The sequence below is a fragment of the Sphingobium salicis subsp. salicis genome, from assembly GCF_049472635.1.
Lineage (GTDB): Bacteria > Pseudomonadota > Alphaproteobacteria > Sphingomonadales > Sphingomonadaceae > Sphingobium > Sphingobium yanoikuyae_A.
Window position 1 is genome coordinate 3697918 of the sequence record NZ_JAYRCS010000001.1, and the last position, 16084, is coordinate 3714001.

The 16084-nt window shown below is 63.7% G+C and carries 19 protein-coding genes; 3 read left to right on the top strand and 16 right to left on the bottom strand.

The features are described 5' to 3' along the window. Nucleotides 1-144: 144 nt before the first annotated feature. The 15 genes from rpsQ to rpsL all read right to left on the bottom strand — a co-directional run bounded on the left by rpsQ (nt 145) and on the right by rpsL (nt 10203). Entirely contained in the window at nt 145-408 is a 264-nt protein-coding gene (gene rpsQ / locus VHN57_RS17850) for a 30S ribosomal protein S17 (protein ID WP_004208713.1), read from the bottom strand. A gap of 12 nt (nt 409-420) precedes the next feature. Beyond that, nucleotides 421-624 (bottom strand): 50S ribosomal protein L29, encoded by a 204-nt coding sequence (gene rpmC, locus VHN57_RS17855; RefSeq protein ID WP_004208714.1) that lies wholly within the window; start codon nt 622-624, stop codon nt 421-423. A 3-nt stretch (nt 625-627) separates the two neighbouring features. Continuing rightward, on the bottom strand, nt 628-1059 hold the full coding sequence (gene rplP, locus VHN57_RS17860; RefSeq protein ID WP_004208715.1) for a 50S ribosomal protein L16: 432 nt from the start codon (nt 1057-1059) through the stop codon (nt 628-630). 21 nt (nt 1060-1080) lie between these two features. After that, on the bottom strand, nt 1081-1776 hold the full coding sequence (gene rpsC, locus VHN57_RS17865) for a 30S ribosomal protein S3 (RefSeq protein ID WP_004208716.1): 696 nt from the start codon (nt 1774-1776) through the stop codon (nt 1081-1083). Between the two features lie 4 nt (nt 1777-1780). Further along, a complete protein-coding gene (gene rplV / locus VHN57_RS17870) occupies nt 1781-2167 on the bottom strand; it encodes a 50S ribosomal protein L22 (protein WP_004208717.1) in 387 nt (128 codons plus the stop codon). After that, a complete protein-coding gene (gene rpsS / locus VHN57_RS17875; RefSeq protein WP_004208718.1) occupies nt 2167-2445 on the bottom strand; it encodes a 30S ribosomal protein S19 in 279 nt (92 codons plus the stop codon). Before rpsS ends, rplV begins: the two co-directional genes overlap by 1 nt. Nucleotides 2446-2450: 5 nt before the next feature. Beyond that, nucleotides 2451-3287 carry a 50S ribosomal protein L2 gene (rplB, locus tag VHN57_RS17880; RefSeq protein WP_004208720.1) on the bottom strand — a complete coding sequence of 279 codons (837 nt, stop codon included), beginning with the start codon at nt 3285-3287 and terminating at the stop codon, nt 2451-2453. 10 nt (nt 3288-3297) lie between these two features. Beyond that, nucleotides 3298-3612: a 50S ribosomal protein L23 gene (locus tag VHN57_RS17885; protein ID WP_004208721.1), complete on the bottom strand. Its 315-nt coding sequence runs from the start codon at nt 3610-3612 to the stop codon at nt 3298-3300. Then, nucleotides 3605-4228 carry a 50S ribosomal protein L4 gene (gene rplD / locus VHN57_RS17890; RefSeq protein ID WP_278983604.1) on the bottom strand — a complete coding sequence of 208 codons (624 nt, stop codon included), beginning with the start codon at nt 4226-4228 and terminating at the stop codon, nt 3605-3607. The genes VHN57_RS17885 and rplD overlap by 8 nt, the downstream gene beginning before the upstream one ends. A 3-nt stretch (nt 4229-4231) precedes the next feature. Next, complete coding sequence (gene rplC, locus VHN57_RS17895; protein WP_004208723.1) at nt 4232-4984, bottom strand: 50S ribosomal protein L3; 753 nt, start codon at nt 4982-4984, stop codon at nt 4232-4234. A gap of 287 nt (nt 4985-5271) precedes the next feature. Then, nucleotides 5272-5580, bottom strand: coding sequence for a 30S ribosomal protein S10 (gene rpsJ / locus VHN57_RS17900; RefSeq protein WP_004208724.1), 309 nt, complete (start codon nt 5578-5580; stop codon nt 5272-5274). 207 nt (nt 5581-5787) lie between these two features. After that, a complete protein-coding gene (gene tuf, locus VHN57_RS17905; RefSeq protein WP_004208725.1) occupies nt 5788-6978 on the bottom strand; it encodes an elongation factor Tu in 1191 nt (396 codons plus the stop codon). A 137-nt stretch (nt 6979-7115) separates the two neighbouring features. Continuing rightward, entirely contained in the window at nt 7116-9188 is a 2073-nt protein-coding gene (fusA, locus tag VHN57_RS17910) for an elongation factor G (protein WP_004208726.1), read from the bottom strand. A gap of 157 nt (nt 9189-9345) precedes the next feature. Further along, nucleotides 9346-9816, bottom strand: coding sequence for a 30S ribosomal protein S7 (rpsG, locus tag VHN57_RS17915; RefSeq protein ID WP_004208727.1), 471 nt, complete (start codon nt 9814-9816; stop codon nt 9346-9348). A gap of 15 nt (nt 9817-9831) precedes the next feature. Then, nucleotides 9832-10203, bottom strand: a complete 372-nt coding sequence (gene rpsL, locus VHN57_RS17920) for a 30S ribosomal protein S12 (protein ID WP_004208728.1) — start codon at nt 10201-10203, stop codon at nt 9832-9834. Between the two features lie 359 nt (nt 10204-10562). Here rpsL and VHN57_RS17925 point away from each other — a divergent pair, with 359 nt between their 5' ends. From VHN57_RS17925 to VHN57_RS17935, 3 genes are all read left to right on the top strand, one after another. Beyond that, nucleotides 10563-12839 carry a putative bifunctional diguanylate cyclase/phosphodiesterase gene (locus VHN57_RS17925; RefSeq protein WP_278983601.1) on the top strand — a complete coding sequence of 759 codons (2277 nt, stop codon included), beginning with the start codon at nt 10563-10565 and terminating at the stop codon, nt 12837-12839. 167 nt (nt 12840-13006) lie between these two features. Beyond that, nucleotides 13007-14197, top strand: a complete 1191-nt coding sequence (locus tag VHN57_RS17930) for a M23 family metallopeptidase (protein ID WP_278983599.1) — start codon at nt 13007-13009, stop codon at nt 14195-14197. Continuing rightward, complete coding sequence (locus VHN57_RS17935; protein WP_010337288.1) at nt 14178-14564, top strand: bactofilin family protein; 387 nt, start codon at nt 14178-14180, stop codon at nt 14562-14564. The genes VHN57_RS17930 and VHN57_RS17935 overlap by 20 nt, the downstream gene beginning before the upstream one ends. Nucleotides 14565-14568: 4 nt before the next feature. On the opposite strand, the gene VHN57_RS17940 is transcribed toward VHN57_RS17935, so the two are convergent. Next, nucleotides 14569-16077, bottom strand: a complete 1509-nt coding sequence (locus tag VHN57_RS17940; protein WP_423284751.1) for a YifB family Mg chelatase-like AAA ATPase — start codon at nt 16075-16077, stop codon at nt 14569-14571. Between the last annotated feature and the right edge of the window lie 7 nt (nt 16078-16084).

Genomic DNA, 16084 nt, shown 5'->3' on the forward strand with positions numbered 1-16084 from the left:
CTACCGGGACTATCCCGGCGGTTCCGAATTTCGTGAGTCGACCCGGTGAATCGAAATGCACGAAGCGCGGGCCTGTACCTCCCCCCGAAGGAAAAGGCCAGCCCCGCGTCCGAACTTTTTCGACTCTAGAGTCGGTGACTGCCCTTAGGCCGCCGATTCCGGCGACTTGTGGGTGTCCACACGCTCGATGACCTTCCAGGTCTTGAGCTTGGAAATCGGAGCGGTCTCTTCGATACGGACCGTTTCGCCTTCCTTGTAGACATTGCCCTCGTCATGGGCATGGTACTTCTTCGACCGGCGGATGATCTTGCCGTAGAGCGCATGCTTAACCTTGCGCTCCACGCGAACCACCACCGTCTTGTCGGTCTTGTCGGAAACCACCGTTCCCGTCAGCACGCGCTTGGGCATCGTGTGTTTCCTTTACTTCGCGGCCGAGCGCGAACGCTCGGTCTGCAGGGTCTTGATCTGCGCGATCGAACGACGGACTTCACGAACGCGGCTGGGCTTTTCCAGCTGGTTGGTGGCCGCCTGGAAACGCAGATTGAACTGCTCGCGCTTCAGGTTGTTCAGCTCGGTCGACAGCTCGTCGTCCGACTTGGTCTTGAGGTCTGCAACGTTGGCCACAGCTTAACCCTCCAGGTGCGAGGTGTCGCCGAGGCGGGCAACGACCTTCGTCTTGATGGGCAGCTTCATCGCGGCGCGCGAGAAGGCCTCTGCTGCGAGCGGACCGGGAACGCCGTCCAGTTCGAACAGGATACGGCCGGGAGCGACGCGAGCCGCCCAATATTCGACCGAACCCTTGCCCTTGCCCTGGCGGACTTCAGCCGGCTTCTTGGTGACCGGAACGTCGGGGAACACGCGGATCCACAGACGACCCTGACGGCGCAGGTGGCGCTGGATCGCGCGGCGAGCCGCTTCGATCTGGCGCGCGGTGATCCGCTCGGGCTCCAGAGCCTTGAGACCATAGGCGCCGAAGTTCAGCGCAGTGCCGCCCTTCGCATCGCCCTTGATCCGACCCTTGAAGGTCTTGCGGAACTTCATCTTCTTCGGTTGCAGCATGACGCTATTACCTTCTTATTCTCAGCGCGCCGGGCGCACGCCGGAGGTCTGAGCCTCCAGCATCAGCCGGTCGGTAGCCATCGGATCATGGCCGAGGATCTCGCCCTTGAAGATCCAGACCTTGATGCCGCAAACGCCATAGGCGGTGTGCGCCGTGGCTTCGGCATAGTCGACGTTCGCACGCAGGGTGTGCAGCGGAACGCGGCCTTCACGATACCATTCGACACGCGCGATCTCCGCGCCGCCCAGACGGCCGCCGCAGGTGATCTTGATGCCTTCGGCGCCCAGACGAAGAGCCGACTGCACCGCACGCTTCATGGCGCGACGGAAGGCAACGCGGCGTTCCAGCTGGTCAGCGATGCCCTGTGCGACGAGCTTCGAATCGATTTCCGGCTTGCGGATTTCGACGATGTTCAGCGACACGTCCGACGAGGTGAAGGCACCCAGCTTCTTGCGAAGCTTTTCGATGTCTGCACCCTTCTTGCCGATGATGACACCGGGACGGGCAGCGTAGATCGACACGCGGCACAGCTTGGCCGGACGCTCGATCACGACCTTCGAGATCGCGGCCTGCGGCAGGTTCTTCATGATGTACTGGCGGATCTTGAGATCTTCCAGCAGCAGGCGACCATAGTCGGCGCCTTCGGCGAACCAGCGGCTGTCCCAGGTACGGTTGATCTGCAGACGCAGACCGATCGGGTTGCTCTTGTGACCCATGTGCTTACGCCTCCGCTTCTTCGCCAGCTTCACGCACGACGATGCGCACGCGGCTGAAGGGCTTGAGGATCCGGGTCGACTTGCCGCGGCCGCGAGCGTGGAAGCGCTTCAGGGTGAAGCTCTTGCCCACCGATGCTTCCGCGACGACCAGGGCGTCGACGTCCAGATTGTGGTTGTTTTCCGCATTGGCGATGGCCGAAGCCAGCACCTTGCGCACGTCGACAGCCATCGCCTTCTTCGAGAAGGCGAGGATGTTGAGCGCGTCCTCGACCTTGCGGCCGCGGATCAGCGTGGCGACCAGGTTCAGCTTCTGGGCCGAACCACGGATCTGCGTGCCGACGGCGAGCGCTTCATTGTCGGCGACGCGACGGGGAGCCTTTTCCTTGCTCATTAGCGCTTGCCCTTCTTGTCGGCAGCGTGACCGGGGAAGAAGCGGGTCGGAGCGAATTCGCCCAGCTTGTGACCCACCATATCCTCGTTCACGAGAACCGGAACATGCTTGCGGCCGTTATAGACGTTGAACGTCAGGCCAACGAACTGCGGCAGGATGGTCGAACGGCGCGACCAGGTCTTGATCGGACCCGAGCGGCCATTGCTTTCCTGCGCGACTTCCGCCTTCTTCAGAAGGCTGAGGTCCACGAACGGACCTTTCCAGACGGAACGAGCCATCTCGCTTACCTCTTCTTCTTCGCGTGGCGGCTACGGATGATGAACTTGTCCGTTGCCTTGTTGTGACGGGTGCGCGCACCCTTGGTCGGCTTGCCCCACGGGGTGACCGGGTGACGGCCGCCCGAGGTCCGGCCTTCACCACCACCATGCGGGTGATCGACCGGGTTCTTCGCAACACCGCGCGTCAGAGGACGGATGCCGTTCCAACGGTTGCGGCCAGCCTTGGCAAGGTTGGTGTTGCCATTGTCGGGGTTCGACACGGCGCCAACGGTGCCCATGCAGTCCGAACGGATGTAGCGCTGCTCACCCGACGACAGACGCACCATGACCATGCCACGGTCGCGACCGACCAGCTGGGCATAGGTGCCTGCCGAACGGCAAAGCTGCGCGCCCTTGCCCGGCTTCATCTCGATGTTGTGGATGATCGTGCCGACCGGCATCTGACCCAGTTCCATCGCATTGCCCGGCTTCACGTCGGTCTTCTTGCCCGCGATGACCTTGTCACCGGGCGCCAGACGCTGCGGCGCAATGATGTACGCCTGCGTGCCGTCGGGATAGTTGACCAGCGCGATGAAGGCGGTGCGGTTGGGGTCATATTCCAGACGCTCGACCGTACCTTCAACGTCCCACAGGCGACGCTTGAAGTCGATGATACGATAGCGCTGCTTGTGACCGCCACCGATACCACGCGAAGTGACATGGCCCTTGTTGTTACGACCACCGGTCTTGCGCTTGCCTTCGGTCAGCGCCTTGACGGGCTTGCCCTTGTGCAGGCTCGACTTGTCGACGAGGATCAGGCCGCGCTGGGCCGGGCTCGTCGGATTATAGTGCTTGAGTGCCATCTATCTCGCCTCAAATACCGGTGGTGACGTCGATGGACTGACCTTCGGCCAGCGTGACGATCGCCTTCTTCACGTCGTTGCGCTTGTAGGGCTTGCCCTTCCAGCGCTTGACCTTGCCCTTCTGCACCAGCGTGTTGACCGCCTTGACGGTCACGCCGAACAGCGCCTCGACGGCAGCCTTGATCTCAGGCTTCGATGCGTCGTTGGCGACCTGGAAAACAACGGCGTTGTTTTCCGAGAGAAGGGTCGACTTCTCGGTGATGACCGGCGCGACAACGACGTCGAAGTGACGGTTGTCCACGGTCGCGGCTTCTTTCTTAGCCATTGAAACGGGCCTCCAGCTTTTCGACCGCGGCGCGGGTGAGCACCAGCGAGTCGGCCTTCAGGATGTCGTAGACGTTGGCACCAACGGCCGGCAGCAGGTTGACGCCGACGATGTTGGCCGAAGCCTTGGCGAAACTGACGTTCACGGCGTCGCCGTCGATGAACAGAACCTTGTTCAGGTTCAGCTTGGCCAGGTTGGCGACCAGCGCCTTGGTCTTGCCTTCGGCAACGTCGAGATTGTCGAGAATGATCAGCGAACCATCCTTGACCTTCGACGACAGCGCCATCTTCAGACCCAGCGCGCGAACCTTCTTGTTCAGCGAGGGGTTGAAGTCGCGAACGCGGGCACCGTGAGCCTTACCACCGCCGATGAAGACGGGAGCGCGGCGATCGCCGTGACGAGCGGTACCGCCGCCCTTCTGGCGACCGAACTTCTTGCCGGTGCGAGCGACATCCGAACGCTCGCGCGTGCCGCGGGCAGTGCCACGACGCTTTTCGAGCTGCCAGGTGACGACGCGGTGCAGAATGTCGGCGCGGGGCTCGAGGCCGAAAATGGCATCGTTGAGCTCCAGCTCACCGGCAGCTGCGGCGTCGAGGGTCTGTACATTGACCTTCATGGTTTAACCCTCCTGGCCTTCGGTCGCTTCGGGAGCGGCCGCTTCCGCGGGCGTCTCGGCCGGCGCGGCATTGCTGTTTGCAGCCTGCTTCAGGCTGGCGGGATAGGGCGCGTCGGCGTGACGGGGAACCTTCACGGCGTCGCTGACGGTCAGCCAGGTGCCCTTGGCGCCCGGAACCGAACCCTTGACGAACAGCAGACCACGCTCGACGTCCGTGCGGACGATCTCGAGATTCTGCTGGGTCCGCTCACGATCACCCATGTGGCCGGCCATCTTCTTGTTCTTGAAGACGCGGCCCGGATCCTGACGGTTACCGGTCGAACCATGCGCACGGTGGCTGATCGACACGCCGTGGGTGGCGCGCATACCGCCGAAGCCCCAGCGCTTCATAGCACCGGCAAAGCCCTTACCCTGGGTGTGACCGGCAACGTCGACCAGCTGGCCAGCGACGAAGTGGTCAGCGGCGATTTCGGCGCCGACGTCGAGGAGCGCATCCTCGGCGACGCGGAATTCGACCAGACGCGCCTTGGGTTCAACTTCCGCCTTGGCGAAGTGACCGCGCTGCGGCTTGGCGACATTCTTGGCCTTGGCAACGCCAGCGCCCAGCTGAAGGGCGACATAACCGTCGCGCTCGACTTCCTTACGTGCGACGACCTGCGTACCCTCAAGGCTGAGGACCGTGACGGGGACATGACGTCCGTCGTCCTGGAACAGGCGGGTCATCCCGACTTTCTTAGCGATCACGCCAGTGCGCATCACTGATTACTCCCATAGAGGCCCGCCATAGCAGCGGGCGTATCCAACGAAAAAACCGCTCAGCATCTCTGCTTCGCGGCCCAACCCAATGTATAGATCACCCCGTCCGGGTTGGATGCCGACCCCTCTCGGGAAAGGCGACGGGGGACCAGGACCACGCGCCTTGGCCGGTTCACCGGCGGGCCGTGCGGTATCCCTTGTGTCGTTTGAGCCTCCGCCTCTCCAGAGAAGAGGAACAGAATACCCGATACCCCGCCTACCTTGCGGAAGGCGGGGACTTGCCGACCTTAGGCCAGCTTGATTTCGACGTTCACGCCGGCAGCCAGGTCCAGCTTCATCAGCGCGTCGACCGTCTGCGGCGTCGGCTGCACAATGTCAAGCATACGCTTGTAGGTGCGGACTTCGAACTGCTCGCGCGACTTCTTGTCGATGTGCGGACCACGGTTGACCGTGAACTTTTCGATGCGCGTCGGAAGAGGAATCGGACCGCGAATGAGGGCGCCGGTGCGGCGGGCGGTTTCGGCGATGTCGCCGGTCGCCTGATCGAGCACGCGATGATCGAACGCCTTGAGGCGAATGCGGATGTTGCTGTCCATTGTTCCTGTACCGATGCGAAAGAGCCAATAACCAGCGCATTTTCATGAATCAGCCGGAGCAGCCGTTGATTTACAAAAACACGCCAACAAAAAAATATCCGCCCCGTTTTGCCCTTCTAGCTCATGCGAGCCGGAGAAAGGCGATCCGGGGCGGGTAAAAAACTTCAGCGGCGCGAATCGGGCGATTCGCGCCGCTGCGGTCCTATATTACTTCGAGATCGTGCCGACAACCCCTGCGCCGACGGTACGACCGCCTTCACGGATTGCGAAGCGCAGACCCGAGTCCATGGCGATCGGAGCGATCAGCTTGACGCCGAGCTTCACGTTGTCGCCAGGCATGACCATCTCAGTGCCCTCGGGGAGGATCACTTCGCCGGTCACGTCGGTGGTGCGGAAGTAGAACTGCGGACGATAGTTCGCGAAGAACGGGGTGTGACGGCCGCCTTCTTCCTTCGACAGCACGTAGACTTCGGCGTCGAATTCGGTGTGCGGGGTGACCGAACCGGGCTTGGCCAGAACCTGACCACGCTCAACTTCTTCACGGCCCACGCCACGGATCAGCGCACCGATGTTGTCGCCGGCCTGACCCTGGTCGAGCAGCTTGCGGAACATTTCGACGCCGGTGACGGTGGTCTTCTTGGTGGGCTTGATGCCGACGATTTCGACTTCTTCACCAACCTTGACGATGCCGGTTTCGACGCGGCCGGTCACGACGGTACCACGACCCGAGATCGAGAACACGTCTTCGATCGGCATCAGGAAGGGCTTGTCGACCGGACGGTCGGGCTGCGGGATCCAGCTGTCGACGGCAGCCATCAGCTTCAGAACGGCGTCGTGGCCGATTTCCGGGGTCTTGTCCTGCAGGGCAGCGACAGCCGAACCGGCGATGACGGGGATGTTGTCGCCGTCGAAGTCGTACGAGCTCAGCAGCTCGCGGATTTCCAGCTCGACCAGCTCGAGGATTTCAGCGTCGTCGACCAGGTCGACCTTGTTCATGAACACGACCAGCTGGGGAACGCCGACCTGCTTGGCGAGCAGGATGTGCTCACGGGTCTGCGGCATCGGGCCGTCGGTGGCCGAAACGACCAGGATCGCGCCGTCCATCTGGGCGGCACCGGTGATCATGTTCTTGACGTAGTCAGCGTGACCCGGGCAGTCGACGTGAGCGTAGTGACGGGCTTCGGTCTCATACTCGACGTGGGCGGTCGAGATGGTGATGCCGCGCTCGCGCTCTTCGGGAGCCTTGTCGATGTTGTCGTACGAGGTGAAGGTCGCACCGCCGGTTTCGGCGAGAACCTTGGTGATCGCCGCGGTCAGCGAGGTCTTACCATGGTCAACGTGACCGATGGTGCCGATGTTGCAGTGCGGCTTATTCCGCTCAAACTTAGCCTTAGCCATTTTATCCTACCTTCTAATCAAAATCAGCTTGGGTCTGACCGCTCGGCCGCGCCTCGCGAAGGCGCGTCCATAGCAGCATATTCACAGATTACCAGCCCCTATCCGAGCCGATTGAACGGCCCGGACAGGGAAACTCGTCAGGCCATCTTCGCCTTGACTTCGTCCGCAACATTCTGCGGCACTTCGTCATAGTGCGAGAAGATCATCGAGTAGTTCGCGCGGCCCTGGGTGAAGGAACGCAGCGAGTTCACATAGCCGAACATGTTGGCCAGTGGGACCATCGCCTCGACCACCTGCGCGTTGCCGCGCGTATCGGTGCCCTGGATCTGGCCACGACGGCTGTTCATGTCGCCGATGACGTCGCCCAGATATTCTTCCGGGGTCACGACTTCGACCTTCATGACCGGCTCGAGCAGGGTGATGCCCGACTTCTGCGCCGCTTCGCGCATCGCGGCGCGGCCGGTGATTTCGAACGCCAGCGCCGACGAGTCGACGTCATGGTACGCACCGTCATAGAGCAGCACTTCGAAGTCGATGATCGGGAAGCCGATCAGCGAACCGGTGGCAGCGGTTTCGCGCATGCCCTTTTCGATCGCGGGGATATATTCCTTGGGAATGTTACCGCCCTTGATCTCGTCCTTGAAGACGAAGCCCGAACCACGCTCGCCGGGGGTCAGCTTGACCTTGATACGGCCGAACTGACCGGTACCGCCCGACTGCTTCTTGTGGGTGTAGTCGACGTCGACGGCCTTCTTGAGATACTCGCGATAGGCCACCTGCGGCGCACCGACATTCGCCTCGACCTTGAACTCGCGCTTCATGCGGTCGACCAGGATTTCGAGGTGAAGTTCGCCCATGCCCTTGATGATGGTCTGGCCCGATTCGTGATCGGTCGAGACGCGGAACGAGGGATCTTCGGCGGCCAGGCGGTTGAGGGCGACGCCCATCTTTTCCTGGTCGGCCTTGGTCTTGGGCTCCACCGACAGTTCGATGACCGGCTCGGGGAATTCCATCCGCTCCAGGATGATCGGCTGGCGCTCGGCGCACAGCGTATCACCGGTGGTGGTTTCCTTCATGCCGGCCAGCGCGACGATGTCGCCGGCATAGGCGGTGTCGATGTCTTCACGGCTGTTCGCATGCATGAGGAGCATACGGCCGATCTTTTCCTTCTTGTCCTTCACCGAGTTCAGGTAGGTGCCCTTGGTCAGGGTGCCCGAATAGATGCGCAGGAAGGTCAGCGAGCCGACGAACGGGTCGTTCATGATCTTGAACGCCAGGCCCGAGAAGGGCGCGTCGTCCGAGGTCGGACGGCTGTCGGGGGTTTCGCCGTCCATCTTGACGCCCTGGACGTCTTCGATGTCGAGCGGGCTCGGCAGATAGTCGACGACGGCGTCGAGCAGCGGCTGAACGCCCTTGTTCTTGAACGCCGAACCGCACAGCACCGGCACGAAGGCATGACCCAGCGTACCCTTGCGGATCAGCTTCTTGAGGGTCGCGGTGTCGGGCAGATTGCCTTCCAGATAGGCTTCCATCGCGGCATCGTCCTGCTCGACGGCAAGTTCGATCAGCTTTTCGCGATATTCGGCAGCCTTGTCGGCGAGGTCGGCCGGAATTTCTTCATAGTAGAATTCGGCGCCCAGGCTCTCATCCTTCCAGATGATCGCGCGGTTTTCGACCAGGTCGACCAGGCCCTTGAAGTCCGACTCTGCGCCGATGGGCAGATACAGGACGGCCGGGGTCGCGCCCAGACGGTCGATGATCGTCTGCACGCAATAATAGAAGTCGGCACCGGTGCGGTCGAGCTTGTTGATGAAGCACATCCGCGGAACCTTGTACTTGTCCGCCTGGCGCCACACGGTTTCCGACTGCGGCTCAACGCCGGCAACGCCGTCGAACGCGGCAACCGCACCGTCGAGCACGCGCAGCGAGCGTTCGACTTCGATGGTGAAGTCGACGTGGCCGGGGGTGTCGATGATGTTCAGGCGGTGGTCGTTCCAGATGCAGGTCGTTGCAGCCGAGGTGATGGTGATACCACGCTCCTGCTCCTGCTCCATCCAGTCCATGGTCGCGGCGCCGTCATGGACTTCGCCGATCTTGTAGGACTTGCCGGTGTAGTAAAGGATACGCTCGGTCGTGGTGGTCTTGCCGGCGTCGATATGCGCCATGATACCGAAATTGCGATAGCGTTCGAGCGGATGGCTGCGGGCCATGATGCTTCTCCGTTGCCGGCGCGCCGGCGGTTGGGGATTCGTTAATTCTGCGCGTGGCCCCTAAACCAATCCGTTCGCCATGGGTAGCCACCCACGGCGAACGGACCGATTTTGGAAACCAAATAACAAGGCGGGCACATAAGCGCCCGCCCTGCTGTTACCAGCGGTAGTGCGAGAAGGCGCGGTTCGCTTCCGCCATGCGGTGCGTATCTTCGCGCTTCTTGACGGCATTGCCGCGGTTGTTGGCAGCGTCCAGCAACTCACCCGACAGACGGGCAGCCATGGTGGTTTCGCTGCGGTTGCGCGAAGCCGTGATCAGCCAGCGGATCGCCAGCGCCTGGGCGCGCTCGGGGCGCACTTCGACGGGGACCTGGTAAGTCGCACCGCCGACGCGGCGGCTGCGGACTTCGATGCCGGGCTTCACATTGTTCAGCGCGTCATGGAACATGCCGATCGGGTCCTTCTTGGACTTCGCTTCGACAGTGTCGAGCGCACCGTACACGATGGACTCGGCGACGGCCTTCTTGCCGTCCTGCATGATGCTGTTCATGAACTTCGACAGCACGATATCACCGAACTTGGGATCCGGCAGGATAACGCGCTTTTCGGGGCGACGACGACGTGACATATTACTGTTCTCCCCTTACTTCGGACGCTTGGCGCCGTACTTCGAACGGCTCTGCTTGCGATCCTTGACGCCCTGGGTATCCAGAACGCCGCGAAGAACGTGATAGCGCACGCCCGGAAGATCTCGCACACGGCCGCCACGGATCAGCACGACGCTGTGTTCCTGGAGGTTGTGGCCTTCACCCGGGATGTAGGTGATGACTTCGCGCTGGTTGACCAGACGCACCTTCGCCACCTTACGGAGAGCCGAGTTCGGCTTCTTCGGGGTCGTCGTGTAGACACGGGTGCAAACGCCACGCTTCTGCGGGTTCGCATCCATCGCAGGGACCTTGGACTTGGTCTTCTGCAGTTCGCGGCCCTTGCGGACCAGCTGGTTAATTGTTGGCATGAAGCCCTTCACCTTTTCAGTTACTTTACCGGACGCCACCTGCGTTCCTGACCGGCCGGAATCACGAAAATTCCGAACGGCAAAGGCCCCCGACGGACAAGATCCGCCCGGAGCCGCAGGGACAGCCGATAATGTTCAGCTCTAGTGCTTGCCCCGGAAAGCGGCGGGAAAACGAGTCTTCCAGACGCAGAACGCGGGGCAGCGGCCCTATAGCGACGGGGGACGGAAGGGTCAAGCACGGCGCCCGAAGGCGCGCGGAGATGCACGCGCCACATAGTGAATGACATTTTATCATTTTGCTAACATGCTGCAGATTATGGGATCTTTCCCCGCAGCCCCCATATCCAGATGGACCAGTCGTGATTGCACTTTCCCGCATTAGCGGCGAGTTCCACAGCCCGGAACGGGAGGCCGCCTTCCAGGCCGATCGACTGCCCGAATCGCGGCGCCACGCCCATCTGCTCTTCGCCTTGTCGGCGCTGCTCAACACCCTCTTCCTGCTGAGCGACTGGCGCTTTGCCGGCACGGCCCATTTCTGGGTCGCGGTGCCCGCCCGCCTGGTCGTGGTGTTCTGGTCACTCGTCAGCCTGGGCCTGTGCCGCTACATGCACAGCTTCAAGGCGGTCGAGCGCATCTGTTTCGTCTGGCAATGCGTCACCGCCATCGGCGTCGCCTTCCTCGTCTCCTCGCGCAGCGACATCGCCATCTTCGTTCTGGTGATGCTGCCGCTCGTCTTCTACCTGGTGGTGCCAACCAGCTTCCGCGGCAATGTCGGCGGCGGCCTGGGCTGCGGCGTCGCATTGCTGATCGGCTATCTGGCCCCTGCCCCTCTATCGCCGACCATGCCCGGCATGATCATGGCGGTGCTGATGCTTCATTGCGGCATGTGGATCGCGATCGCCCGCACCAACCGGTTGCAGCGTATGGAATGGACCGCCAGCCAGGATGCGCAGGCCGCCCGCGTCGCGCTCGCCGCCAATGGCGAAGCGCTCGAACGGCTGTTCATGACCGTGCCGCTGCCGCTGATCGTCATCCGCGACGACGGCACCGTCCTGCGCATGAACGATTCCGCCACACGCAATCTGGGCACCGCGGACGATGTCGCCCGGCTGGCACTGATCGTCGACCATGCCCCGCCGCTGCGTCTGCTCGATCGGCTGACGCGGGGCGACAGCATCGACAATGACGAATGCTGCCTCGCCAATGACGAAGGCATTATCCGCGATGTCCTGCTGGGCGCCCGCCCGATCCTGCTCGCCGGCGAACAGTGCATCCTTGCCAGCATCGTCGACATCACCGACCGCAAGCAGGCCGAACGCCATCTTGCCCATCTGGCGATGACCGACGCCCTTACCGGCCTCGCCAACCGATCCCATTTCATGGCCAGCCTGATGCAGGCGGCCCAGTCGACCGAACGATCCGGCGGCCAGATGGCGGTCGTGCTGATCGACGTCGACGAATTCAAGCGGATCAACGACAGCGCCGGCCATGATGCCGGCGACGCCCTGCTGTGCGCCGTGGCGGAACGGCTGCGCGACTCGGTGCGCCCCGCCGACATGATCGCCCGCATGGGCGGCGACGAGTTCGCCGTCATCCTCACCCGCCTGCGCGGTCTGGCCGACCTCGACACCATCCTCAGCCGCATGATCGCGCGCCTGCACATGCCGCTGCGCCATGGCGGGCGGGACATTGATTGCCGCGTCAGCATGGGCGTAGCCCTCTATCCCGACCATGCCGGCGACATGATCGACCTAATGAAGCATGCCGACATCGCCCTGTATGAGGCGAAAAATAGCGGGCGCGGACGTGCCTGCCTGTTCGAGCCCGGCCTGCTGGAAAGCTGGCAGACCGAGGCGCGCATGCTGGAACGGGCACGCGATGCGCTCGCCCATGCCCAGCCCGTGCCCTGGTATCAGCCCAAGGTCGACCTGCAGGATGGCCGCGTCATCGGTTTCGAGGCGCTGCTGCGCTGCGTCCGGCCGGACGGCACGCTGATGATGCCCGACCAGATATTGGCCGCCTTCGAACATCCCGAACTGGGCCGCAAGATCACCGAGCGGATGATCGATCAGGTGCTGGCCGATTGCCGGGCCTGGACCAGCGCTGGCATCGATTTCGGCCATGTCGCGGTCAATGTCCCCGGCGTCGAACTGCACGACCGCGCCTTCCCCGACCGGTTGCTCGCCCGCCTCGCCCATGCCGATGTCGAACCGCGCCGGATCGAACTGGAAGTCACCGAATCCGTCTTTCTCGGCCGCAATGTCGATGTGGTGGAACGCAATCTTCAGCGCCTCAGCCAGGCGGGCATGGCCATCGCCCTCGACGATTTCGGCACCGGCTACGCCTCGCTGTCCCACCTCAAGCAGTTTCCGATCGACGTCATCAAGATCGACAAGGGCTTCGTGCGCGACCTGGAAACCGACCCGGATGATGCCGCCATCGTGCGCACCGTGCTCAACCTCGCCTACAGCCTGGGCGTGAAGACCGTCGCCGAAGGCGTCGAAACGATTGAACAACTGGAATATTTGCGATCAGGTGGTTGCCATTATGGCCAGGGCTATTATTGGAGCGCTGCCGTTCCGGCATCGCAATTACCCAGCTTTCTTGAGCCCTCCCGCTTCACCCGCCGAAGCTGAAGCGGATCGCGAAAAATATTTTCGAAGCCAGGGAACCAAATGGAACGAAGATCATTTCGTCCCGGTTTAGCTTCGACTCGTCACGAGTCCGCGGCTGTGGATTCGCGCGTCCGATCTTCTTTTGCTACCGGCCCGACTCACCGAAATAAATAGTTACGGGGTCGCAATTGTCGCAGCGCAAGAAGAAGGGGGTCGCCACCCTCTGGGCCAGGCTCAGTGCCTTGTGCCCGGAGCGGGAAATCTTCCTGCGCTCGGGCGGCCAGGTAAAGTTCATCCGCATTTCCAAGCGCGCCCAGTTGCTGGCGCTCGGCATCCTGTCGACCGGCCTGGTCGGCTGGGGCGCGGTCACCATATCGATGCTCGCCAGCAGCGCCGCCGTCGCCCATGACCGGGCGATGCTGGACGCCAAGGGTGCGGCCGTCGCCAGCAAGGCACGCAAGGTCGACGGCTATCGCAAGTCGGTGAACGACCTCGCCCATGACCTGGAAGCGCGCCAGGATTTCATCGACGATCTCTACAAGACCCATTTCGGCGAACCCGGCGATGCCGCGGCCAATGCCCCGGTCGGCAAGGCGGACGCCGCCACCGAAAAGGCCGGTCAGGGCAAGCTCGACGCCAAGATCAGCATGGCGCCCGAAGCTGCGCCGCTGATGCAGGTCGATGCCCGCCAGCGCCGGTTCGCCGCCCTGCTGACCGGCGCGGTGGAGGCCCGCGCGCAGAAGGCCGCCGCCGCAATCCGCAGCTTCGGCCTCAATCCCGACGCGCTCGCCCGCAATGCGGCCCGAGCCCAGGGTGGCCCGTTCGTGCCCTGGCATGGCGATGAAGATGCTATGCCGGCCGAGCTGGAAAGGCTCGCCACCGCGCTTTCCCGCATGGAATTTCTGGAAACCAGCCTGCTGCGCATCCCGTCGGGCCAGCCGACCGGCACGCCGATGCTCAGCAGCTCCTATGGCTATCGCCGCGACCCGTTCAACGGCCACGCCGCCTTCCATGCCGGACTCGACTTTCCCGGCCGCTATGGCCAGCCGATTCTGGCCGCCGCCCCCGGCAAGGTCAGCTATGTCGGCCAGCGCAGCGGATACGGCAATGTCGTGGAAGTCACCCATGGCAATGGCATCATGACCCGCTACGCCCACCTGTCCGGCTTCAATGCCCGTGTCGGCCAGCAGGTCGCGCGCGGTGACCAGATCGCCCGCATGGGCTCCACCGGCCGCTCGACCGGCACGCATCTTCATTTCGAGGTGCGCGTCAACGGCGATCCCATCAATCCCCGCCGTTTCCTCGAGGCCCGCAAAGATGTTCTCCAAGTCCAGCAAATCGCCACGGCCCGTCTCGCCGATGTCGGCAACCGGGGCTAAGCACACCCCCTTCTCGCTGATCGGCAGCGATGTGACGATCACCGGCAATCTCGCCGCGACCGTCGACCTGCATGTCGATGGCGTGATCGACGGCGACATTCGTTGCGCCGCGCTGGTCCAGGGCCCCGACAGCCGCATCATCGGCCATGTCACCGCGCAGAGCGCGCGCCTCGCGGGCCTCGTCGACGGATCGATCAGCGCCGAGGAACTGGTGGTCGAAAGCACTGCCCGCATCACCGGCGACGTGACCTACGAGCGGATCACGATCGAGGCCGGCAGCCGGGTCGAAGGCCGCTTCGCCCACAAGGATAATGGCCCGGTCGCGGCCGCCGACCTCAAGCTCATCACCAGCGACAGCGCAGCCTGAGCGCTCAGTTGACCGGCGCGCGCCGCCGGTAGCTCAGCGCCTCGGCCACATGCACCCGGCCGACCTGCTCCGCACCGGCCAGGTCGGCGATCGTCCGCGCCACCCGCAACACCCGCGTATAGCCGCGCGCCGACAGCTTCATCGCGGCGGCGGCCTGCGCCAATAATTGCCGCCCGGCCTCGTCCGGCCCGGCCACATCCTCCAGCCGCTCGCCATCCACCTCGGCATTGGTCCGCACCTTGCTGCCGGCATAGCGCCGTGTCTGCAGCGTGCGCGCCGCCGCGACGCGCGCCGCCACCTCCGCCGATCCCTCGGCCGGCGGCGGCAGCACCAGATCGGCCGCCGTCACCGCCTGCACCTCGACATGCAGGTCGATGCGATCGAGCAGCGGCCCGGACACTTTCGCCTGATAATCGCTGGCGCAGCGCGGTGCGCGGGAACAGGCCTGCGCCGGGTCGGACAGATGGCCGCAGCGACAGGGATTCATCGCCGCGATCAACTGGACCCGCGCCGGGAAGGTGACATGGGCGTTGGCCCGCGCCACGCTGACCTCGCCGCTCTCCAGCGGCTGGCGCAGCGAATCCAGCACCACCCGCTGAAACTCCGGCAGCTCATCCAGGAACAGCACGCCCAGATGGGCCATGCTGACCTCGCCAGGCCGCGCCTTGAGGCCACCACCGACCAGGGCCGCCATCGATGCGCTATGATGCGGATTGCGGAACGGCCGGGCGCGGCTGATCCGTCCGCCCTCCAGCGTGCCGGCGACGCTCGCGACCATCGATGTCTCCAGCGCCTCGGTCGGCGTCAGCTCGGGCAATATGCCGGGCAGGCAGCTCGCCATCAGCGACTTGCCTGCCCCCGGCGGCCCGACCATCAACAGATTATGGCCGCCTGCCGCCGCGATCTCCAGCGCCCGCTTGGCGCTTTCCTGCCCCTTCACCTGGCGCAGGTCGGCCGTGCGCAGCGGCGGCTCGACCGCGCCGGGCTGGGGCGGCGACAATGCCGCCGTGCCCTTGAAATGATTGAGCAGGCTCAGAAGATCGGGCGTCGCGACAACTTCCACCTGCCCCGCCCAGGCCGCCTCGCTTCCCTGCGCGGCGGGACAGACCAGCCCCAGATCCTGCTCGCCGGCATGCAGCGCCGCCAGCAATACGCCGGGCGACGGCGCGGTGCGCCCGTCCAGCCCCAGTTCGCCAACAACGATATAGCCCGCCAGCGTTTCGGCATCGATCACCCCCATCGCGCCCAGCAGCGCGATCGCGATCGGCAGGTCGAAATGCGATCCTTCCTTGGGCAGGTCGGCGGGCGAAAGATTGACGGTGATCCGCTTGGGCGGCAGCGACAGGCCGATCGCGGCGATCGCATTGCGCACCCGCTCGCGGCTTTCGGCCACCGCCTTGTCGGGCAGGCCGACGACGATGAAGGCGGGCAATCCCGGAACAAGCTGGCACTGCACTTCGACCGTGCGCGCCTCCAGGCCCAGATAGGCCACCGTCGAAACCGTCGCTACCAAAGGCCCC